The sequence below is a fragment of the Granulicoccus phenolivorans DSM 17626 = NBRC 107789 = JCM 15570 genome (genome assembly GCF_000423085.1).
GTDB lineage: Bacteria > Actinomycetota > Actinomycetes > Propionibacteriales > Propionibacteriaceae > Granulicoccus > Granulicoccus phenolivorans.
In genome coordinates, this window is sequence record NZ_AUHH01000001.1 from 216,890 (window position 1) to 237,518 (window position 20,629).

The 20,629-nt window shown below is 70.7% G+C and carries 22 protein-coding genes; 6 read left to right on the top strand and 16 right to left on the bottom strand.

Features of this window, described 5'->3' with window-relative positions:
* Positions 1 to 40: 40 nt before the first annotated feature.
* Positions 41 to 772 carry a rhomboid family intramembrane serine protease gene (locus tag G531_RS19545; RefSeq protein WP_051214857.1) on the top strand — a complete coding sequence of 244 codons (732 nt, stop codon included), beginning with the start codon at positions 41 to 43 and terminating at the stop codon, positions 770 to 772.
* 19 nt (positions 773 to 791) lie between these two features.
* On the opposite strand, the gene hemB is transcribed toward G531_RS19545, so the two are convergent.
* From hemB to mca, 12 genes are all read right to left on the bottom strand, one after another.
* Positions 792 to 1,754, bottom strand: a complete 963-nt coding sequence (gene hemB, locus G531_RS0101125; RefSeq protein ID WP_026925849.1) for a porphobilinogen synthase — start codon at positions 1,752 to 1,754, stop codon at positions 792 to 794.
* Complete coding sequence (locus tag G531_RS0101130; RefSeq protein WP_026925850.1) at positions 1,751 to 3,391, bottom strand: bifunctional uroporphyrinogen-III C-methyltransferase/uroporphyrinogen-III synthase; 1,641 nt, start codon at positions 3,389 to 3,391, stop codon at positions 1,751 to 1,753. Before G531_RS0101130 ends, hemB begins: the two co-directional genes overlap by 4 nt.
* A gap of 109 nt (positions 3,392 to 3,500) precedes the next feature.
* Entirely contained in the window at positions 3,501 to 4,469 is a 969-nt protein-coding gene (hemC, locus tag G531_RS19550; RefSeq protein ID WP_081683715.1) for a hydroxymethylbilane synthase, read from the bottom strand.
* On the bottom strand, positions 4,466 to 5,737 hold the full coding sequence (locus tag G531_RS0101140; RefSeq protein WP_026925851.1) for a glutamyl-tRNA reductase: 1,272 nt from the start codon (positions 5,735 to 5,737) through the stop codon (positions 4,466 to 4,468). Before G531_RS0101140 ends, hemC begins: the two co-directional genes overlap by 4 nt.
* Before the next feature lie 27 nt (positions 5,738 to 5,764).
* Positions 5,765 to 6,445: a redox-sensing transcriptional repressor Rex gene (locus G531_RS0101145; protein ID WP_026925852.1), complete on the bottom strand. Its 681-nt coding sequence runs from the start codon at positions 6,443 to 6,445 to the stop codon at positions 5,765 to 5,767.
* A gap of 60 nt (positions 6,446 to 6,505) precedes the next feature.
* Positions 6,506 to 6,766: a glutaredoxin family protein gene (locus G531_RS0101150; RefSeq protein WP_026925853.1), complete on the bottom strand. Its 261-nt coding sequence runs from the start codon at positions 6,764 to 6,766 to the stop codon at positions 6,506 to 6,508.
* A complete protein-coding gene (locus tag G531_RS0101155) occupies positions 6,763 to 8,256 on the bottom strand; it encodes a class I adenylate-forming enzyme family protein (protein ID WP_026925854.1) in 1,494 nt (497 codons plus the stop codon). The genes G531_RS0101150 and G531_RS0101155 overlap by 4 nt, the downstream gene beginning before the upstream one ends.
* A gap of 49 nt (positions 8,257 to 8,305) precedes the next feature.
* Positions 8,306 to 9,445, bottom strand: coding sequence for a lysophospholipid acyltransferase family protein (locus tag G531_RS19555; RefSeq protein WP_217996392.1), 1,140 nt, complete (start codon positions 9,443 to 9,445; stop codon positions 8,306 to 8,308).
* A complete protein-coding gene (locus tag G531_RS19560; protein WP_035756644.1) occupies positions 9,438 to 10,469 on the bottom strand; it encodes an NAD-dependent epimerase/dehydratase family protein in 1,032 nt (343 codons plus the stop codon). Before G531_RS19560 ends, G531_RS19555 begins: the two co-directional genes overlap by 8 nt.
* A 21-nt stretch (positions 10,470 to 10,490) precedes the next feature.
* Positions 10,491 to 10,592, bottom strand: a complete 102-nt coding sequence (locus G531_RS25025; RefSeq protein ID WP_042842924.1) for a 30S ribosomal protein bS22 — start codon at positions 10,590 to 10,592, stop codon at positions 10,491 to 10,493.
* Positions 10,593 to 10,684: 92 nt separating this feature from the next.
* Complete coding sequence (locus G531_RS0101170; RefSeq protein ID WP_145978764.1) at positions 10,685 to 11,026, bottom strand: hypothetical protein; 342 nt, start codon at positions 11,024 to 11,026, stop codon at positions 10,685 to 10,687.
* Between the two features lie 10 nt (positions 11,027 to 11,036).
* Positions 11,037 to 11,969: a mycothiol conjugate amidase Mca gene (gene mca / locus G531_RS0101175; RefSeq protein ID WP_051214859.1), complete on the bottom strand. Its 933-nt coding sequence runs from the start codon at positions 11,967 to 11,969 to the stop codon at positions 11,037 to 11,039.
* A 40-nt stretch (positions 11,970 to 12,009) separates the two neighbouring features.
* Here mca and G531_RS0101180 point away from each other — a divergent pair, with 40 nt between their 5' ends.
* Together G531_RS0101180 and greA are read left to right on the top strand one after the other, a co-directional pair.
* Positions 12,010 to 12,453 (top strand): DUF4307 domain-containing protein, encoded by a 444-nt coding sequence (locus tag G531_RS0101180; protein ID WP_026925857.1) that lies wholly within the window; start codon positions 12,010 to 12,012, stop codon positions 12,451 to 12,453.
* Positions 12,454 to 12,473: 20 nt separating this feature from the next.
* Positions 12,474 to 12,986 (top strand): transcription elongation factor GreA, encoded by a 513-nt coding sequence (gene greA / locus G531_RS0101185; RefSeq protein WP_026925858.1) that lies wholly within the window; start codon positions 12,474 to 12,476, stop codon positions 12,984 to 12,986.
* Between the two features lie 81 nt (positions 12,987 to 13,067).
* Here greA and G531_RS0101190 read toward each other — a convergent pair whose 3' ends face one another.
* The gene (locus G531_RS0101190; protein WP_026925859.1) at positions 13,068 to 13,451 is read right to left on the bottom strand and encodes a DUF2089 domain-containing protein; all 384 of its coding nucleotides are present in this window, start codon (positions 13,449 to 13,451) and stop codon (positions 13,068 to 13,070) included.
* Positions 13,448 to 14,320 (bottom strand): hypothetical protein, encoded by an 873-nt coding sequence (locus G531_RS0101195; protein WP_026925860.1) that lies wholly within the window; start codon positions 14,318 to 14,320, stop codon positions 13,448 to 13,450. Before G531_RS0101195 ends, G531_RS0101190 begins: the two co-directional genes overlap by 4 nt.
* Before the next feature lie 147 nt (positions 14,321 to 14,467).
* Between G531_RS0101195 and G531_RS19565 the strand changes: the two genes are divergently transcribed.
* Positions 14,468 to 16,537 (top strand): MDR family MFS transporter, encoded by a 2,070-nt coding sequence (locus G531_RS19565; RefSeq protein WP_035756646.1) that lies wholly within the window; start codon positions 14,468 to 14,470, stop codon positions 16,535 to 16,537.
* Here the strand turns inward: G531_RS19565 and G531_RS0101205 are convergent.
* Positions 16,497 to 17,192, bottom strand: coding sequence for a uracil-DNA glycosylase (locus G531_RS0101205; protein WP_026925861.1), 696 nt, complete (start codon positions 17,190 to 17,192; stop codon positions 16,497 to 16,499). The two genes, G531_RS19565 and G531_RS0101205, sit on opposite strands and share 41 nt — an antisense overlap.
* Complete coding sequence (locus G531_RS0101210; RefSeq protein WP_026925862.1) at positions 17,189 to 18,415, bottom strand: MFS transporter; 1,227 nt, start codon at positions 18,413 to 18,415, stop codon at positions 17,189 to 17,191. Before G531_RS0101210 ends, G531_RS0101205 begins: the two co-directional genes overlap by 4 nt.
* A 55-nt stretch (positions 18,416 to 18,470) precedes the next feature.
* On the opposite strand from G531_RS0101210, the gene msrA reads away from it, so the two are divergent.
* Positions 18,471 to 19,100: a peptide-methionine (S)-S-oxide reductase MsrA gene (gene msrA / locus G531_RS0101215; protein WP_026925863.1), complete on the top strand. Its 630-nt coding sequence runs from the start codon at positions 18,471 to 18,473 to the stop codon at positions 19,098 to 19,100.
* The gene (locus G531_RS0101220) at positions 19,100 to 20,614 is read left to right on the top strand and encodes an outer membrane protein assembly factor BamB family protein (protein WP_026925864.1); all 1,515 of its coding nucleotides are present in this window, start codon (positions 19,100 to 19,102) and stop codon (positions 20,612 to 20,614) included. Before msrA ends, G531_RS0101220 begins: the two co-directional genes overlap by 1 nt.
* Positions 20,615 to 20,629: the final 15 nt, after the last annotated feature.

A 20,629-nucleotide genomic window follows, 5' to 3' on the forward strand; every position in this document is an offset into this window, starting at 1 on the left:
GCGGATTCCTCCCCCGAACCGGGTCAGTACCCTGAGGGGCATGTCCGACCCCGACCCCGACCCCGCTCCCGTCCCCTCCTCCGAGCCGGCCGCGGCCGCGCCGCAGCGGGGGCGCCCCTGGTTGACCTACACCCTGATGGGTGTGTGCGTCCTGGTCTGGATCGCCCAGTGGGTGATCCCGGGGTTCACCGAGGCGATCATGTTCATCCCGTTCCTGGGCCGGGCGGAGCCGTGGCGCTTCCTCACCGCCGCGTTCGGCCATGCCGAGTCCTGGACCCATCTGTTCGGCAACCTGGCCTGCCTGTGGGTGGTGGGGACGCAGTTGGAGCCCTACCTGGGCCGGCTGCGGTTCGCCTGGCTGTACCTGCTCAGTGCCTTGGCCGGCAATGTCGCCTTCGCCTGGTTGAGCTTCCTGCCCAGCATTGCCGATCTGATCACCGGCACGGTCTCCAATGGCTGGTTCACCCCGACCCTGGGGGCCTCCGGCGCGGTGTTCGGCCTGTTCGGCGCGCTGTTGGCGGCCTGGCGGGACGCCACCTCGCGGCGCGGCCTGGTGATCCTGTTGGCGATCAACGCCGGGATCGGCCTGTTGGTGCCCCAGATCGCCTGGCAGGCGCACCTGGGCGGGTTCGTGGTCGGCTGGGCGCTGGGCATGGTGATGGTCCGACGCCCCCGCGGTGAGGTGTGGTGGCTGCTGCTGATCGGCGCCGCGGTTGCCCTGCTCGGGGCGCTGCGCTACGTGATCGGCCCCGGTCCGACCAGTCCCCTGTGAACCCGACCAGCCCGGTGAATCAGCCGGCGTACTCCAGCGCCCAGTAGGTGAGGATCATGTCGGCCCCGGCCCGCCGGATCGAGGTCAGCGTTTCGGCGATGGCCCGCTCGCGCTCGATCCACCCGTTGGCGGCCGCCGCCTCGAGCATGGCGTACTCCCCCGACACGTTGTACGCCGCGATCGGCAGATCGGTGGTCTCCCGGGCGGCGCGGATCACATCGAGGTAGCCCAGGGCGGGCTTGACCATGATGATGTCGGCACCCTCGGCCTCGTCCAGGGCGATCTCGCGCAGCGACTCCCGGATGTTGGCCGGATCCTGCTGATAGGTCTTGCGGTCCCCCTGCAGAGAGGAGTCCACCGCCTCCCGGAACGGGCCGTAGAACGCCGAGGCGTACTTCGCCGCGTACGCCAGGATCACCGTCTCGGCGTGGCCGGAGGTCTCCAGGGCGTCCCGGATCGCGGCGACCTGGCCGTCCATCATCCCCGAGGGCCCGACCACCCGGGCCCCGGCCTCGGCGTGCAGCACCGCCATCTGCGCGTAGATCTCCACGGTCCGGTCATTGTCGATCGCCCCGGACTCGGTCAGCACTCCGCAGTGGCCGTGATCGGTGAACTCATCGAGACAGACATCGGTCATCACCGGCAGGGCGTCACCGACCTCGGAACTGATCGCGGTGACCGCCCGCGGGAGGATCCCGGCGGGGTCCAGCGCCGCCGATCCGGTCGCGTCCTTGTGTTCGGGCAGCCCGAACAGCATGATCCCGCCCAGCCCGGCGGCAGCGGCCGCCGTGGCGGTCTGGCGCACCGAGTCGAGGGTGTGCTGGACCACGCCCGGCATCGAGGTGATCGGGATCGGTGCGGTGGCCCCTTCCCGGACGAAGACCGGCAGGATCAACTGCTGCGGGGCGACGCGATGTTCGGCGACCAGCCCGCGCAGCGCCGCGGTGGCCCGGGTCCGCCGGGGTCGCACGGCCCGGTTCATGAGCGCCGCCGTCCGGGCTTGCGTTCGCTCGGCCGGGTCACGGCCTGACCCTGCCCGACCAGGGTGTCGCGGCGGGCCGCGGCGAAGTTCGCCAGCGCGTCGGCGAGCTCGATGGCGCCCGGCTTGGGCGCGATCACATCCACCCGCAGGCCGTGTTCCTCGCAGGTCCGGGCGGTGGCCGGGCCGATCGCGGCGATCACGGTGGTCGCGTGCGGTTTCCCGGCGATCCCGACCAGGTTGCGGACCGTGGAGGAGGAGGTGAACACGACCGCGTCGAACTTGCCGGTCTTGATCGCCTCCCGGGTCGGCGCGGGCGGCGGGGCGGCGCGTACGGTCCGGTACGCGGTGACGTCCTCGACCTCCCAGCCGAGCTTGGTGAGCCCGGCCTTCAGGGTTTCGGTCGCGATGTCGGCGCGGGGCAGGAAGACCCGGTTGATCGGGTCGAGCACATCGTCATAGGGCGGCCACGCGGCGGCCAGGCCGGCGGCGGAGTGGTCGTCGGCGGGCACCAGGTCGGGTTCGATCCCCCACGCCTGCAGCGCGCCCCCGGTGGCCGGACCGACCGCGGCGACCTTGAGCCCGGACAGCGCCCGGGCGTCCAGGCCGAAGTCCTCGAAGCGTTCCCGGACCGCGCGGACCGCGTTCACCGAGGTGAAGGCCACCCATTCGTAGCGGCCCTCGACCAGTCCGCGGATGGCGCGCTCCATCTGCTGCGGGCTGCGGGGCGGCTCCACCGAGATGGTCGGCACTTCCTCGGAGTTGGCCCCGTAGGAACGCAGCCGGTTCGCCATCGGGGCGGCCTGGTCCTTGGTGCGCGGAACCAGCACCCGCCAGCCGAACAACGGCTTGGACTCGTACCACTCCAGGTCCTCGCGATGCTCCACGGCCCGGCCGATCACCACGTGGGCGGGCTCGGTCGGATCGATCCGGGTCTCCTGGCGTCCCTTCGGGTCGCGGGCCCGGGCGGCGAGGTCCCCCAGGCTGACCTGGAAGGTGTTCTGCTCGGTGGAGCCGCCGAAGAAGGTGACCAGGCACTGGTCCTCGGCGGGCCGGCCGTTGGTCAGCGCGGCCTCGGCGATCTCCGGGATCAGGCCGGCGACGGTGGAGATCACCAGGGTTCCGGTGTTGGCCCATTGCGAGGACTGGGCCTTGGTGACCCGTTCGGGGACCGCGACGAAATGGACGCCGGAGGCGTCGTTGAGCGAGATCCCGGAATATTCGGGGACCGCGGTCAGGCTGGAGACCCCGGGCACCACCTCGAAGTCGATGCCGCCCCGGACGCAGGCGGCGGCCTCGTCGGCGACGTTGGCGTCCAGGAAGGGATCCCCGGCGACCAGCCGGACGACCCGTCCGCCGTTCTCGCTCAGCTTCAGCACCAGCTTGGCCCGCTGCGAGGCGGGGGCGGGTTTGCCGGAGGGCTGGCGCGGCGCGACGGTGACCGTGACCCCCTCGGCCAGGCGTACCGCCGGATGTTCGAAGACCGACCGCAGGGCGTCATTGTCGATCACCACCGCGCTTGCATTCGCAATCGCGTCGACCGCTCCCAGGGTCAACAGGTCGGGATCACCGGGACCGGTTCCGACAAAGATCACTCGCCCCCGCGCCTGCGGCGCGCTCGGAAGGGCTTGTTCGGGCAGATCCCCCGCCGACGTTGTGCTCACATTGCCTCTTGCCGTAGATGCGCTGATGCGCTTGGACGTTACTTCACCGAGACCGGCAAATCCAAAAATTGCCCGGATTTGCCGCTCATCGGGCGCGCAACTGCGCCAGCGCCCGCTGGGCTGCCGTTTCGCCGAGTACGCGGGCCTGCGCCATCGGGGCCGACGCACTGAGCTGAACCGCCCGGTCGGGGTCGGTGGTCACACCTGTGCTGGCTACGGTTCTGCCAATAACTGCGGTCAGTGTCAAATCGGCACCGGATTCGACGTGGACGCCGACCGGCGCCAGGCAGCCGGCCTCGATCGTTCGCAGGAATTCGCGTTCGGCAGTGACCCGGGCCCGGGCGAGCGGATCCTCCAGCCGGGCGACCAGGTCGGCGATCTCGCCGGGCTCGTCGCGGATCTCCACCGCCAGCGCACCCTGCCCCGCCGCCGGGAGCAGCACCGAGACCGGGAGCAGCTCCCACGGCCCGGCGAAGCCGGCGAGGACCTCGGCGCCGGGAGCCCCGGTGAGCCGACCCAACCGGCGCAGCCCGGCCGCGGCGAGCACGGTGGCATCCACCGTGCCGGTGCGGACCAGATCCAGCCGGGTGTCCACGTTGCCGCGGATCGGGGTGAACTCGAGCCGGGCCCCGGTGGCCGCGGCGTACCGGGCCAATTGCAGCTGCCGGCGCGGTGACCCGGTGCCCACCCGCAGCGGGGTCTCGCGCGGTGCTGCGGCCAGGCCGGCCAGGGTGGACCCGATGAGGACGTCGCGGGTGTCCTCGCGGACCGGGACCGCCCCGATCCGCAGTCCCGGGACCGGCGCGGTCGGCAGGTCCTTCATCGAATGCACCGCGACGTCGATCCGGCCGCCCAGCAGGCCCTCACGGACGGCGGCGGCGAAGATTCCGGTCCCGCCGATCTGGGTCAGGTGGCGCCGGTCGGTGTCCCCCTGGGTGTCGATCCCGACCACCTCGACCTCGGCGCCGAGCGCGCGCAGGGCGTCGGCGATGTGTTCGGCCTGGGCGACCGCCAGCGGTGAGCGGCGGGCCCCGAGGCGGATCCGGGTGGTCACCGATCGACCTCGCTGACCGCGGTCACGGTCTGGCTGTCCAGCGCGAACAGCTCCCGCAGCGCAGCGGCGTAGTCGGGGTTGTTCGGGTCGGCGGAGAGCTCCTTGACCCGCACGGTGGGCTGGTGCAGCAGCTTCTCCACCACCCGGCGTACGGTCTGGGCGACCTCGGTGCGCACGGCCGGGTCCAGCTCCGGGATCCGGGTGTCGAGACGGTTCAGTTCGAGCTCCATCACCTCCGCGGCCATCGTCCGCAGGGCGACCACGGTGGGGGTGACCGCGGCGGCGCGTCGACTGCCGAGGAAGTCGCTGACCTCGCCGGCGACCAGTTCCCGGGCCGCGGTCACCTGCTGGGCCGAGGCCGCGTCGAAGCCGCCGTGGACCAGGCCGTTCAGGTTCACCAGGGTGACCCCGGGCAGGTCGCCGACCTCCTCGGCCACGTCGTTGGGCAGCGCCAGGTCGATGATGCCGCGCAGGGAGGTGTGCGCGATCCGCTGCGGCCCCAGGGTCAGCGAGCGGGCGCCGGTGCAGGTGACCAGCACATCGGCCGTCCGGATCGCGTCGTCGAGTTCGGTGATCGGGCGGGCCCGGCCCCCCACCGCGGCAGCGACCCGTTCGGCCTTGGGCAGGGTCCGGTTGACCACGCTCACCCGAGCGCCCAGGGCGGCCACGGTGTGCGCGGCCAGGGAGGCCATCGAGCCGGCGCCGACCACCACGGCCTCGGTGCCGGCGACCGGGACGCCGAGCATTTCCAGGCGGTCGACCGCGGCGGTGATCAGGGACCGGCCGGCCGAGCCGACCTCGGTCTCGGTGTGTACCCGCTTGGCCACCCGCAGGCTCTGTTGGAACAACGAGTTCAGCGCGGTACCGACGGTGCCGGCCTGCTGGGAGGCGGTCAGTGCTTGCTTGGTCTGCCCCAGGATCTGGTGCTCGCCGACGACCAGGGACTCCAGCCCGGCGGCCATCGAGAAGCAGTGACTGACCGCGGCCTCGTCGTAGAAGACCGCGCAGGACTCCTGCACCGCCTCCACCGGTACGCCGACCGCGCTGCTCAACTCGTTGACCACGGTGCCCAGGCCGCCGTGGAACTTGGTCGGCGCGACGTAGATCTCGGTCCGGTTGCAGGTGGACAGTACCGCCGCTTCGTCGATGTAGGCCGAGTCGGTCAGCGACTGGGCCAGCTTGGTGACGCCGGTGGGCTCGAGGGTGAACCGGGACAGCACCTCCATCGGTGCGGTCTTGTGGGACACGCTCAGCACGAGGATCGACACGGGCGAAAACTCCTGATCAGGTGAGGCCTAGCCAGGGTGGGGGGTACGGCCCTCCCGCGCGGCCATTGACAACTGTCGATGGTACGCCAGAATCTGCAACTCGGCGCCCAGGTCGACGCGGCGGACCATCACATCGGCGGGGACCTTGAGCGCGACCGGGGTGAAGTTGAGCACACTCTTCAGCCCCACTGCCACCAATTCCTCGACCACGGTCTGGGCCGCCTGCGGCGGGGTCGCGATCACCGCGATGCAGCGGTCGGGATCGGTGACCACCGCCGCCAGCTCCTGCATCGGATGGACCGGGTGTCCCTCGACCTCGGTGCCGATCACCGTCGGATCGTTGTCGAACAGGGCGGCGACACTGAATCCGCGGGTCAGCAGGCCGGCGTGCCCCACCAGGGCCCGGCCGAGGTTCCCGATGCCGATCAGCACGATGTGCCAGTCCCGGGCCGAGCCGATGTGGCCGTCGAGTTCGGCGACCAGGGTGGCGACCTCGTAGCCCACTCCGCGGGTGCCCAACGAGCCGAGCATCGACAGGTCCTTGCGCAACTGGGCCGGATTCACCCCGGCCGACTCGGCCAGGGTGTTCGAGGACACCGTCTCCACCTCTCGGTGGAGCAGTTGTTCCAGAACGCCCCGGTACAGCGCGAGCCGGGCCAGCGAGGCCGCCGGAATCGCATGGGGGTTGTGCCCCGGGGTCGTCGTCACACCAGCACCCTAGGACTTTGTGAAGTTCTGCACAAGCGTCGAGGGCGGTGTTGTGCCCGGTCAGCGCGCAGGTCGACGCCCCAGCGCGGCCCGCAGGCGCTCCTCGTCGACCCGCCAGTGGTCGTGCTCGCGACCGTCGATCACCGTGACCGGGACCAGGGTGGTGTAGCGGGCCTGCAGGTCGGGGTCGGTGTCGATGTCGACGGTGTGCATCGCGACGCCCAGTTCCGCGCACACCCGGCGTACGGTCGCGATGGCGTCGGTGCACAGGTGACACCCCTGGCGGGTGTACACCACGACCTCGGGCGTACGCCGCCTCACTCGTCGGCCTCGGCGCGGTCCAGCAGGTCGCGCAGCAGGCTCTTGCGCAGCTTCCCGGTGGGGGTCCGCGGCATCGCGCCGAGCACGAGGATCCGGGCGGGTACCTTGTAGCGACTCAGCCGCTCCGCGGCGTACGCCAGCAACTCCGAGACCAGCACCGAACCGGTCACGAACGCGATGACCCGCTCCCCGGTCTGCTCGTCGGGTTCCCCGATCACCGCGGCGGACTCGACATCGGGGTGGGACTCCAGCACCGCCTCGATCTCCTGGGGGTAGACGTTGAAGCCGGCGACGATGATCAGTTCACGCAGCCGGGCCAGGACGAACAGTTCGCCGTCGGCCAGGTAACCCAGGTCACCGGTGGCGAACCAGCCGTCGGCGTCGGGCCCGCCGGCCCCGTCGGGCCAGTAGCCGGAGAACAGATTCGCGCCGCGGATCACGATCTCCCCGGCATCGGCGGCGGCGGGACCGATCGGCACCGGGGGCGCGCCCTCGTAAGGGGCGATGCGGACCTCGACCCCGGCATACGGGCGACCGACGTGGCCGTTGCCGAGGAAGGTCCCGCCCAGGGTGGTGGCCACCCCGGGGGCCGCCTCGGACAGTCCGTAGCCCTGCTGCACCGCCAGGCCGGTGCGCTGGGTGAACTGGTTGGCCAGCGCGGTGGCCAACGGGGCCGCACCGCTGGTGATCGTCCGCAGGGTCCCGGCCGCGGCCTCCAGTTCCGGGTCGGCGAGCATCCGATACAGCACCGTGGGCGTGACCGCGACGTGACTGACCCGCTCCGCGACGATCAGGCGGCAGATACTGGGCGGCAGCGGATCGGCCAGCACCGTGGCGATCCCCTCGTAGAGTGCCTGGCCCAGCAGCGCGTTCAGTCCGAACACGTGGTAGAGCGGCAGCAGCGCCAGGGCGATGGTGCCCGGCCGGAACACGTCGAGAGCGTGCATATGGGCGTTGTGGGCCAGCAACGCGCGGTGGCTCAGCATCACCGCCTTGGGCGAGCCCGAGGTGCCCGCGGTGTAGACGATCGCCGCCAGGGACTCCGGATCCACCGGTGCGGGGTCGGGCACCGGTCCGGGCGCGAGCAACTCCGGCGGGGCGACCCGGCGGATGCCGCTCCCCACCGGGGCCGGGTCGGCCACCTCGGCCGCCTCGACCAGCAGGCGGGCCCCACTGTGTTCGATCACCCCGCGCAGTTCGGTGGCGGTCTGGTGCGGATTGATCGGGACCGCGACCAGTCCGGCGCGCAGGGCTGCGAGGTAGCAGACCACCGTGTCGATGGTCAGCGCGGCCGCGATCAGGACGCGGTCCCCGGGCACCAGATCCCGGGCGGCGTACCCGGCGGCGGTGGCTTCGACCCGCTCCTGCAGCTCGGCCCAGGTGACCCGGCGGCGCGGCGGACCCGGCTCGATCAGCGCCTCGGCCGTGGGCCGGCGCAGCGCGTGTCCGGCGACCAGGTCGGCGAGGGTTCGTTGGTGATCAGGTGGCACAGCGGTGAGTCTGGCACACCCCTGCCCCGAGAAATCGGGGGGCTCCGGCTCAGCCCAGATCGCTCAGGTGCGGGAAGGCGTTCGGCCGCTCGGCCAACAACTCGTGCAGCCGAGCCTGGATGCGACCGCGGATCTGTTCGGTGATCCGCATCACCGCGACCGGATCGGCCTCCACCGGGGCGCCCGGCTCGGCCGGTTCGGCGAACGCCGAGGTGTCGATCGGCTCCCCGATGCTGATGATCCACTTCGACGGCAGCGGGACCGCGCCGAGCAGCCCGAGCCACGGGAAGGTGGGGGTCACCGGCACGTACGGCAGGCCCAGCAGCCGGGCCAGCGGGGCGATGTCGCCGAGCATCGGGTAGATCTCCTCCGACCCCACCACGGCCACCGGAACGATCGGGACGCCCGCGCTGACGGCGGTGGACACGAAGCCGCCGCGGCCGAAGCGTTGCAGCCGATAGCGCTCGGCGTACGGCTTGCCCAGGCCCTTGAATCCCTCGGGGAAGACGGTGACCAGTTCCCCGTTGTCCAGCAGCCGGGCGGCATTGGCCGGGGACGCCACCGCGGTCCCGATCCGGGCGGCGAAGTCGGCGACATAGGGGGTGTCGAAGATGTTGTCCGCGCCCAACATCCGGGTGTGCCGGCCGGTTGCGTCATGGATCACGGTGTGCAGGACCAGGGCATCCAGCGGCAGCGTGCCGGCGTGGTTGGCCACCAGCAGGGCACCCCCGGCGGGCAGCCGATCGGCCCCGCGCAGTTCGACCCGGAACCATTTCTCGGCCAGCAACCGCAGGATCGGCAGCAGCACCACCTCGGTGAACTCCGGGTCGAAGCCGAACTCGTCGACGGCGTAATCACCGGCCAGCCGGGCGCGCGCGAAGGCCAGCGTGTGCTCCAGGGACCGCTCCCATTTCACCCCGATGGCATCGGCGCACTGCAGTGCCGCACTGAGTGGATCCTCGACGATCTCCTGCCAGGTCTCCGGCGGGACGTCCTTGATCCGGGTCATCGCCCGGGCGGCCAGATCGAGCAGGTCGCCGAGCAGGTGGCCCAGTTCGTTCGGGCTCTCGTTCGGGGCCTCCGGCTCGGGTGCTTCACCGAATTCCTCGGCCGGGTCGGCGGCGTCGGACCACTCCCCCTCGGCGAAACCCAGGGGGTCACCGTAGGGGGTCTGCTCCGCCTCAGCCACGTGCGTTCCTGGGACTCAGCACGTGCGCCACCTGCTCGATCAGCGCATCGACGCGATGGCTGGACAGCATGCCCGGCTCCCCGAAAGCAGCAAATTCCTCGACGGCACGGCGTGAACTGTACTGCGGGCGCACTCCGGTCGTGGCGGTGAACCGCGTGATGTCCATGACTCGACCATAGGTGAGCAGGGCCAGTTGGTCATTGTTGACCTTGACCGCGTTCCGGCCACCGAAAAAATCGCCGATCGGACGCAGGCTGGGCGGCAGTCCGACCCCGGGTCGGCCGAGAATGCTGAGCACCTGGCTGACGCTGAGCACGTCGTCGGCCGCCACGTTGAACACCCCGGGGTGGTCCTCGCGGATCACCGCGGTCAGGGCGCGCACCGCATCGGCCGGATGCAGGAACTGCAGCCGCGGATTGAACCCCATCGGGCGCGGCACCACCGACTGGGTGAGGATCCGGGTCAGCGCGGTGGTGACCCCGGCGCCGATCAGTTCGGCCAGCCGCAGCGTGGTGACCACGACGTCGTGGCGTCGACTGGCCAGGGCCGCCCCGTACTGCTCCCGCTCGATCAGATCGCGGGCCAGCCCGGCGGCATCGGCCGCGCGCAGCGGCGTACTCTCGGTGAACCGGGCCGGTGCCTGCCCGTACGCCCCGTAGACCGCCGCGTCGGAACCGATCACCAACTTGCGGAACATCGGGGAGGACTGGGTGGCGGCCACCAACTGCATCGTGCCGATGACGTTGGCCTCCTTGGCCGCGGCCCGGCCGAGTGCGGCGGAGGCGAGGCCGAGGTGCACCACGGTATCCACCCCACGGTCGGCCATCAGGCGCGGCAGGATCGCACTGCGCTCATCGGCGTGGACGTACTCGCCCCCACCCAGTTCGTGCCGCGGTGGGATCAGGTCCAGGCCGATCACGGTGAGGTCGCCCCCGGCAGCCAGTGCCCGGGCGACCCGGGCCCCCAGATCCTGTGCCACGCCGGTCACCAGGACCACGGATGTGGTCGGCTGCGGCGATGTCACGATCTTCGGGCCTCGGCGGGCTTACTTACCCGCGCGGCGACGCTGGATACGCGTCCGCTTCAGGAGCTTGCGGTGCTTCTTCTTCGCCATCCGCTTGCGACGCTTCTTGATGACCGAACCCACGTGTGGCCCTCTCGCTCGTTGTGATCGTGCGGGCGTTGTGCCCGAGACTTGACTGTCGACGCTCCCGGAGGGCGTCGGACAAGTACAAAATCCTACCGGCCGGTGCCGGGATCGGCCAAACCGTGTCCATCCGGCTTGTCTCTATCGGCGTCCCCGTCGGGAGTCCCGTCGGGGTTCTCGGCCGGTGCAGCGGCCTCATCGGGCGACCGGGGCGGCTCCGGGGTGCGTTCACCGGCGGCGGCCAACCGGATCGCGTCGTTCTGGGTTCCGGGGGCGTTCGGCGTACGCGGCACCTGGATCCGGCGCACCTGGCGGAACATGCTGAGCACCAGCAGGGTCACTGCGAGGACCAGGATGAGGGCCACGGCAATGGTCTCCCAGGCGATCCCCTGGGGCATCTGCTCGGGCTGCATCGGTGTGGGTGTCGGCGTCATGGGCCGAACCCTACGCCGCCGGGCCGGGCGCGACGTCGATCGCGATGCCCGCGAACAGATCGGTCTCCGGGATCGGCGCCCCGACCCGGTTGAGCACCAGTTCGTAGTCCTCGGTCGGCCAGACCTCGCGCTCGACCTCCAGCGGGACCGCGAACCAGCGGCTGTTCGGATCGATCTGGGTCGCATGGGCCAACAGGGCCCGATCCCGGACCTCGAAGTAGTCGGCGCACTCCACGTGGGTGGTGATCCGGTCCGGGGTCACGTGCGGGCGCTTCTCCCAGTTCTCCTGCCATCCCTCGTAGGGCGAGGCTCCGGTCCGCTCCAGCATCGCGGTGTGCATCGCCGCGACCCGGGGCGGGTTGAAGGTGAGCTGGTAGTAGACCTTGCCGACCTCCCACGGCTCGCCGTGCTCGGGCCACTGCTCAGGATCGGCCGCGGCCGCCACGGCGATCATGGAGATCTTGTGGGTCATGATGTGATCGGGGTGCGGGTAGCCGCCGAACTCGTCGTAGGTGGTCACCACCTGCGGGCGGAACTCCCGGATCAGCCGGACCAGCGGCCCGGCCGCCTCCTCGGGATCCATCAGGCCGAAGCAGCCCTCCGGCAGCGGCGGCAACGGATCGCCCTCGGGCAGACCGGAGTCCATGAAGCCCAGCCAGGTCTGCTCCACGCCGAGGATCTCCTTGGCCCGGGCCATCTCGGCACGGCGTACCTCGGGCAGGTTGGCCTCGATGTCGGGCCGCTCCATCGCCGGGTTCAGGATGGAGCCGCGCTCCCCGCCGGTGCAGGTGGCCACCATCACCCGGACCCCCTCGTCGACATAGCGAGCGGTCGTCGCCGCGCCCTTGCTCGACTCGTCGTCGGGATGGGCGTGGACGTGCAACAGTCGCAAGGTGTCGCCGTCGGCAGTACGTCGGGGCACAGCGTACGGGGGCGGGGTCATCGAATCTCCTACTCGGCGCAACACACCGTAGGATAGGGCGGTGCGCAACACCAGCCAGAACCGGACCGCCGGCCTGTCCCCCGATGACGCGGCCCGGATCGCCCGGCGCTATCCGAGGCCCAGGGTGCCGACGTGGCTGTTCGGCGGGATCGCGCTGGTGATCGCGCTGGTGCTGGCCGGGTATTGGGTCGTGCTCTCCTGGCAGAACACCAAGGCGATCCAGTTCGACGGGCAGCTCGCCTCCTATCGGGTGGACTCCCCCACCCAGATGAGTGGGCTGGCCCGGGTGGCCCGGCATGCCACCGGTACGACCGGAGTGTGCACGGTGTTCGTGGAGGCCTACGACTACGAGCGGGTCGGCGAGCTGGACATCGCGGTGCCGGCGCGGGCCGACGGGGAGCCGTCGGTCGCCGAGATCCCGGTCACCGTCCGCACCGTACGCCCGGGCCTGCACATGGACATCGAGAAGTGCCGCGCCGCCTGACCCGCTGGTAAGCTGCGTGAATGGCAGAAACTACTCACACGATCTGGCTGTCCCAGGAAGCCTTCGACAAGCTGACCGATGAGCTGACCCACCTGACGACCGTCGGGCGCACCGAGATCAGCGAACGGATCGCCGCCGCCCGCGAAGAGGGCGACCTTTCGGAGAACGGCGGCTACCATGCCGCGCGCGAGGAGCAGGGCAAACAGGAGTCCCGGATCCGGCAACTGGAGGACATGCTGCGGCGGGCCGAGGTCGGCGAGGCGCCGGCCGGCAGCGATGTCGTCATCCCCGGGGTCAAGGTGACCGTCGCCTTCGACGGTGACGAGGACGACACCGACACCTTCGTGCTCGGTTCCCGCGAACTGCTCGGCCTGGATTCCGACCTCGACGAATCGACCAACGTCTACAGTCCGCAGTCCCCGCTGGGGTCGGCGGTGCTGGACCACAAAGTGGGCGACGTGGTCGAGTACGCCACCCCGACCGGCGCCAAGTTGTCGGTCACGATCATCAAGGTCGAGGCCTTCGAGGGCTGAGCCGCCGCCGAGTTTTCCGCCACGCAGCAGCCGCCCCGGCCGAACCGGGGCGGCTGCTGCGTTCAGTTCCGGACCTGCGGATCAGGCCATCTCGGCCAGCAACTTCTGCGCCGCCTCGGGGGTCAGCGTGCCCTCGGCGACCTGGGCGAGCACATCGTCGCGACTGAGCGCGCTGGTCTCGGAGTCGCCGGACAGGCCCAGCTTCATCAGCAACTGGGTCAGCCGCAACCGGGCGGTCGGGTAGGACACCCCCAGGTGCTTCTCGACCTCGCGCAGATTCCCGCGGGAGGCCAGAAAGACCCGCAGGGTCTCCAGCTCTTCGGTGTCCAGGGCGCAGAACTCGCAGGTCTCGAAGACCCCGGCGAGTTCGGTACCGCAGGAGTGGCACCCCAGTCGGGTGATCGCCAACGGGTCGCCGCACACGGGGCATTCGGTCGGCGCGCGGTGGCTCTCCTCGTGCTTCATTGCGCCTGCTCCTCCCCCACGCGGATCGCCGCGTGGCCCATCACGACCCCGACGTCGAGCCGGGCCGAACCGTTGCCCATCACAACCTCATCGCCGGCACCGGTGTGCTGCCCGGACCAGGTGATCCGGCCCAGTTGCGCCTCGGCGTACACGCTGACGTTGGATTCGGACTCCAGGTTGACCGTCAGCGACCCGGATTCACAGCGGACCCGGGAGCGTCCCACGGTGAAGCGCCCGTTCAGCGTCGCCTGGCCGGTCTGCACCAACACGTCCTCGGCCTGCTGCACGTCGTTCAGCTTGGCCCCGCCGGCGGTGACCCGGACCTTGCCCAGGTGGGCGATCTGCTCGGTGGTCAGCGAGCCCGCGGTCAGTTCGGCGTCGACGATCAGCTCGGGGTTGACGCGTACGGCCAGCTCCTTGCCGATGCCCAGGCTCTTCACATCGAAGCTCTGGTTGCGCAGCAGCGCGAAGCCGTCGATCGAGGGACCGAAGTCGCCCTCGGAGGTGATCTCCAGCACCGATCCGTTGCGGCGCAGCACGTGTGCGCCGTCGACGGAGACGGTGGCGACCTTCGGGTCCCCGGTCACCCGGACCCGGCGCCCGAAGGCCCGGATGGACACCCGCTCCACGCCCTTGGTGCCGGCCCCGGGACGGCGGCGGGTCGGGTCCTCCTCGCGGTTGAACGAGTCGCGCGCGTACGGCTTCCAGTTGCCCGGCTCGGGTTCCTCGGCCGGCGGAACGTCGGTGGGTTCGGGATCGGCCGCGGCGGTGGCGGCCTTGAGTTCTTCGATGCGACGGGACGCTTCGGCGGCATCGATCCGGCCGGCGGCAAGGTCCTCGAGGATGGGGGTCAGATCAGGACTGCTCATACATAAATGGTAAGTCGAGCTTCCAGAATAGAAACCCTTCCTTTCGAATTGTCGGGGTCGGATCGGGGATATCCATGAGACCGGGTGACCTTGACCACACTCGGAGGCGATAGGTTGAGCAGACCCGAAGGAAAGGGGGGTCTCCGAGTGTCCCGTACTGAATCGGCCCCGGCCGAATTTCATCTCGACGCCGCCGGCAAGCGGGTCTTCATCGGCCTGATGGTCGGCATGTTCGTCGCCTCAGTGAGCCAGACCATCGTCGGCCCGGCGATGCCCCAGATCGTCGCCCAGCTCGGCGGGATGGAGCACTACTCCTGGATCGCGACCGCGGCGATGCTGGTCTCGGCGGTCACCGTGCCGGTGGTCGGGAAGCTGTCCGACCTGTACGGGCGGCGGACCTTCTACATCCTCGGCCTGATCGTGTTCATGGTCGGTTCGATCATCTGCGGGCTGTCGGTGAACTTCTGGATGCTGATCGTCGGCCGGGCCGTCCAGGGCCTCGGCATGGGCACCCTGATGCCGCTGTCGCAGACGATCATCGGTGACATCATCCCGCCCCGCCAGCGCGGTAAGTACCAGGGCATCATGGGGTCGGTCTTCGGGTTCACCTCGATCGCCGGCCCGCTGGCCGGCGGCGCGATCACCGATGCGCTGAACTGGCGCTGGCTGTTCTTCGTCACGCTGCCCTTCGGCGCGGTCGCGCTCTATGTGATCGGCCGCTTCCTGCATCTGCCGCACACGCCGCGCAAGGCGAAGATCGACTATCCGGGCATCGCGACGATGACCGTGGCGCTGGTCTGTCTGCTGGTGGCCACCTCTTTCGGCGGCAGCACCTTCGCCTGGTCGTCGTGGCAGACCATCACCCTCTACGTCGTCGGGGTGATCTTCCTGGCGATCTTCCTGTTCATCGAGTCCCGGGCCGAGGAGCCGGTGGTGCCGCTGCGGCTGTTCCGTTCCTCGATCTTCACCCTCGCCAACATCGCCAGCTTCTGTGTAGCGATCATGATGTTCGGCGCGATCATCTACATCCCGGTGTACGCCCAGGGCGTACTCGGGGTGAACGCGACCCAGTCGGGTCTGATCCTCACCCCGCTGATGCTGGGGATGATCCTGGTCGGGCTGCTGGTCGGCCTGCTGATCACCAAGACCGGGCACTACAAGGGGTTCGTCCTGGCCGGGGTCACGCTGATGGGCGTCGGCTACTTCCTGATCACCCTGCTCGGGGCCGACTCCAGCCCGCTGCAGTTGAGTCTGGCCATCGCGGTGCTCGGCATCGGCCTGGGCGCCTGCCTGCAGCAGTACACGCTGATCGTGCAGAACAATGCGCATCGCTCCGATCTGGGAATCGCGACCGCGACCAACCAGTTCTTCCGCAATGTCGGGTCCACCGTCGGGGTGGCGATCTTCGGGTCGATCATGACCGCGTCGCTGCCCGGGGCGATCGCGAAGCATCTGCCGCCGGAATACCAGGGGCAGGCCCTGCCCAACGTCAGCGCCGGATCCGTGCTGGATCACAACACCCTGACCCAGTTGCCGCCGGCGCTGGCGGGCGCGATCCGCAACGGCCTGGCCGATGCGCTGCACACGACCTTCCTGGTCGCGCTGCCGATCGCGCTGGTGGCGCTGGTGGCGACGATCTTCATCAAGCCGCTCCCGCTGCGGGACACGGTCAACTCCGGGGAGGAGGCCGGCCGGGAGATGCTGGACACCCTGGGGCAGACGGCGCCGGATCCGGACGCGGTGCCGGCGCTGGGCCGCGACGTGCCCTACACCCGGACCAAGGAGCGTCTGCTCGGGGTGCAGTTGCTGACCCTGTCGGAGCGGGCCACCGAGGATCATCCGTTGCTGCGCCGCGCGGTCGCCGACCTCGCCGACGGGGACGTCGAGGAGGGCCGGACCCTGCTGCGGCGGACCGCCCGGATGCTGCTCAGCGAGGACGAGGACGTGGTGACCGATCAGGAGAAGTACGCCCTGGAGGTGGCCGCGGCCGGTCGACGCAAGGGCGGCGTCCTGTCTCCCCAGCTGCGGGCCGACCTGGCCACGATGTCGGCCCAGTGCGAACCGGAGAAGGTGTTGAGCGAGGTCGAACCCACCCTGCACGAGCGGGTGGACGGGCTGGACATCTCCGGGCTGCATTCGGTCAACGAGGAACTGGCGACCGCCTTCCTCACCGACCTCAACCAGCGGGTGCGGGAGCGGACGGCAAAGCCCAGTTGATCGGGGCCGCACCGGCCTCGGTGAGCAGCCGGTTCACCCGGCTGAACGGACGGGAGCCGAAGAACCCGTTGCGGGCCGACAGCGGCGAGGGGTGGGCACTCTTCACATAGGGCACCGTCCCGAGCAGCGGGATCAGGGTGTGCGCGTCGCGTCCCCACAGCACCGCGACCAGGGGCCCGCCCCGGCGGACCAGGGCCTCGATCGCGCACTGGGTGACCTCCTCCCACCCCTTCCCGCGGTGCGCGGCCGAGCGGCCGGGCTGCACGGTCAGCACCCGGTTCAGCAGCAGCACGCCCTGGTCGAACCAGGCGCTGAGGTCGCCGTGCGCGGCCGGGGGAATCCCCAGGTCGCTGTCGAGTTCGGCGTAGATGTTGGCCAACGAACGCGGCAGCGGACGGACGTCGGGAGCCACCGAGAACGACAGCCCGACCGGATGCCCGGGCGTCGGGTACGGATCCTGGCCCACGATCAGCACCCGAACCTCGGCCAGCGGCAAGGTGAAGGCGCGCAGGATATTGGCGCCGGCGGGCAGGTAGCCGCGGCCGGCGGCATTCTCCGCGCGCAGGAACTCCCCCAGCGCGGTGATCCGCCCGGCGACCGGGGCGAGGGCGGCGGCCCAGTCCGGGGCGATCAGATCGGCCAGCGGCGCGCTCACCGGTCCTCCTCCGCCGGCTCTTCCGGCGCGGGGCGACCGGCCGGTACGCCCGGCGGCATCCGCAGCGCCAACAGGGAGGTCACCAGCAGCATCGCCGCGCCCAGGGCGTACCCCTCGCGGATCCCGGCGGCGTCGGCGATCAGGCCGCCGACCAGGGGCCCGATGATCGCGCCGACATCGGAGAACATCGAGAAGATCGCCACCGGCGTCCCGCTGCGGCCCCCCGCGGCATCGCCCACCGCCGCGGCCGGAGCGGTGCCGAGGGTGCCGGCGCCCACGGCGTACACGCACATCGCCGCGATCAGCACCCAGATGTTCGGCGACAGCGCGACCGCGGTGATCCCGACGGTCGCGATCAGCCCACCACCGATCAGCGCCGGCCGGCGTCCGACGGTGTCGACGAACTTGCCGATCGGCACGATCAGCACCGTCTGCACCACCGCCGAGACCGCGAACGCGACCCCGGTCCAGGTGGGCTCGCGGCCCAGCACGGTGACCACCAGCACCGGGGTGAGCGAGCTGCGCACCCCCATCGAGTTCCAGCCGTTGGCGAAGTTGGCCCAGCACGCGGCCTGGAACCGGGGATCGCGCAGCACCTGCGGCAGCGGCCGGGGCGGTTCGGCGCCGTGCCCCGCTTCGACCAGGCCCCCCGAGCGCAGCAGGAGCAGCCCGACGACACCGGCGACGGCCAGGGTGACGGCGTAGAAGAAGAACGGTGCGGTCAGCGAGATCCGGGAGAGCAGGCCGCCGACCGCGGGACCGGCCATCCCACCGATCAGGAAGCCGGACTGGAAGAAGCCGGCCGCCCGGCCGCGCATCGTGCTCGGCACCGCGCCCAGCAGCAGCGACATCGCCGAGACGGTGAACATCGCCGACCCGATGCCACCCAGCCCGCGCATGATCAGCAGTTGGGCGTACGTGCCGGCGAACCCGCTGGCGGCACTGGAGGCGGCGACGATGAAGATGCCGACCGTCAGTGTGGTCCGCGGCCCGAGCAGCCGGATCAGCGGGCCGACCGCCGGGGACATCAGCAGCCGGACGAACGCGAAGGCGGAGATCACCAACCCGACCATGAACTGGCTGACATTCCCGAAGGACTGCGCGAACACCGGCAGCACCGGGATCAGGACGCCGAAACCGACCGCGACACAGAATGCGATGACAGCGAGGACAAGCACGTCCCGGGGCATATCGCTTCCGGGCAGTCGCAGACGGGAGATCACGGGGGCGAGGCTAGCCCAGCGGACCGCGCTTTCCGAACCGCGCTACGGTGGGGCCATGTTCTTCACCCGCCGCCAGGCAATGATCACCGCCGATCAGGCGCTGCCCGGGCGCCACGAATCCATTCTGGCCGGGCCGGTGACCCATGCGGTCTACGGCATCGACGTGCACACCGAACCGGCCGGCTCCCAGGTGGCCTACCTCGCCCTGGGCTGCTTCTGGGGTGCGGAAAAGCTCTACTGGGAGACCGATGGGGTGGTGAACACCGCGGCCGGGTACCAGGGCGGGTTCTCCCCCAATCCGACCTACGTGGAGGTCTGCTCCGCGCTGACCGGCCACACCGAAACGGTGAAGGTGGTCTTCGATCCCGACAAGATCAGCTACGAGGGGCTGCTGCGGATCTTCTTCGAGAACCACGACCCGACCGCCGGGATGCGGCAGGGCAATGACGTCGGGACGCAGTACCGCTCGGCGATCTTCACCACCGACAACGAGCAGCAGCGGATCGCCACGCATGTCCGCGATGAGTACCAGCAGGCGTTCAGCGCGGCCGGGTTCGGGACCATCACCACCGAGATCAAGCACGCGCCGCCGTTCTACTACGCCGAGGAAGAGCATCAGCAGTACCTGATCAAGGTGCCGGGCGGATACTGCCCGAATCACGCCACCGGGGTCACCTGCGGCTGATGCCCCGGTTGGCCCGGGCGCTGGCCGTGCCGGCGGCGCTCCTGCCCCTGCTCACGGGGTGTGTCGCCGACCCCGAACGGCTGCTCCCCGACCTGTCCGGCCAGGCCCCGACGCCGGCCGCGGCGCTGCTGCAGCACCTGACCCCGCGCTGGTCCAAACAGTTCCGCAGCGCCGGCCGGCCGGTGGTGACCGGCGACGTGGTGGTGGCCTACGAGGCGCCCCGGGAGGGCCAACTGGACGCGGTCGGCCTGTCGGCCAAGGACGGCCGGGAACTGTGGCGCCGCCGGGCCAGCACCGGGCCGATCAGCACCGGCGACCAACTGCGGATGCAGGTGACCCGGCTGGGTGATCACACCGCCGCGGTCTTTCTCAGCCCCGGCACCCCCGAGGGCAGTACGCCCGCCCCCGACCGGTCCGCCCGCTACACCGTCTCCGCGGTCGACGCGGCCACCGGGGAACCGCTCATCGCCGCCCCACAACCGGTCCCGATCCGCAGCGCGATCGCCCCCTGTCGCCTCACCGACGGCCTCTGCTTCACCGTGGCCGGCGACGCCACCGGCACGCCGGCGACCGGCCCCGACAAGGTGGTCCGGCTGGATCTGGCGACCCAGCGCGCGGTCGACTACCGCTTTCCGCTGCAGGTCCCGCCCGACCAGGTGCGCGACCTCGGGGAGAACCTGTACGCCGCGGTCGGCCCCGGCAGCACCGAGCTGGGCCGCACCGGCCCCGACGGCACCGTGCTGTGGCGCACCGATGCCACCACCGTGCTCGGGACCGGCTTCGATCCGGCCCGGCAGTGGTATGCGGTCGACATCGATCCCGACACCGACCAGGTGCGGCTGAGCGTACGCACAAAGCCGACCGCCGCGGGCGAGACCGAATTCGGGGTCGGTGAGGTGACCGCCGTGTTGCTGCGACTCAGCGACGGGGAACCGCTCTACCGGCAGGCCGGCGCGTCCTTCGCCTGCCCCGGCAGCAGCACCCTGGTCTGCACCGGGAACCTGCGCTACGTCCGCGACGGGTCCGGGTCCTGGGTGCCCTCGGGCGATGTGCGGGTCCTCGGCCCCGACCCCGCGACCGGGCAGCCCGCCTGGGAGCAGCAGGTGGCCGGGGCGACGCCGCTGCGCATCGACGGCTACACGCCGCTGCCGCCGCGGCAGGACTGGTTGTGGCGGTCGGGGGGCAAGATCTGGTTCAACGACACCACCGGGCGCCGGCCCAATCTCGAACTCTCCGGCGAGCACTGGATCGCCTGCCGCACCGAGCGCAGCTTCCACCCGCACGGCACCGCCGAGGCCCCCGGGCCGCAGTTCCGGGCCACGGCGTACCTGCCCTGCAGCGTGACCGGGGCCCACTCCGATCAGCCGGCGCAGTTCACCATCGCCGGGGTGCTGGCCGCCGGCGTCACCGAGTACCGGGCCGCGGCCGAGGACACCGGGGCGGCGCATCCGCAGGAGCGGTTGCCGGGCTACTACGCGGTGGTCCTGCCCGACCAGCTGGCCGTCTTCCAGTAGCCGCCCCCGCCCGGA

Bases quoted from the DNA above. Each gene is read 5' to 3' on its own strand.
- G531_RS19545 (WP_051214857.1), top strand. From the start codon at position 41: ATGTCCGACCCCGACCCCGACCCCGCTCCCGTCCCCTCCTCCGAGCCG.
- hemB (WP_026925849.1), bottom strand. From the start codon at position 1,754: ATGAACCGGGCCGTGCGACCCCGGCGGACCCGGGCCACCGCGGCGCTG.
- G531_RS0101170 (WP_145978764.1), bottom strand. From the start codon at position 11,026: ATGACGCCGACACCCACACCGATGCAGCCCGAGCAGATGCCCCAGGGG.
- mca (WP_051214859.1), bottom strand. From the start codon at position 11,969: ATGACCCCGCCCCCGTACGCTGTGCCCCGACGTACTGCCGACGGCGAC.
- greA (WP_026925858.1), top strand. From the start codon at position 12,474: ATGGCAGAAACTACTCACACGATCTGGCTGTCCCAGGAAGCCTTCGAC.
- G531_RS0101190 (WP_026925859.1), bottom strand. From the start codon at position 13,451: ATGAAGCACGAGGAGAGCCACCGCGCGCCGACCGAATGCCCCGTGTGC.
- G531_RS0101195 (WP_026925860.1), bottom strand. From the start codon at position 14,320: ATGAGCAGTCCTGATCTGACCCCCATCCTCGAGGACCTTGCCGCCGGC.
- msrA (WP_026925863.1), top strand. From the start codon at position 18,471: ATGTTCTTCACCCGCCGCCAGGCAATGATCACCGCCGATCAGGCGCTG.
- G531_RS0101220 (WP_026925864.1), top strand. From the start codon at position 19,100: ATGCCCCGGTTGGCCCGGGCGCTGGCCGTGCCGGCGGCGCTCCTGCCC.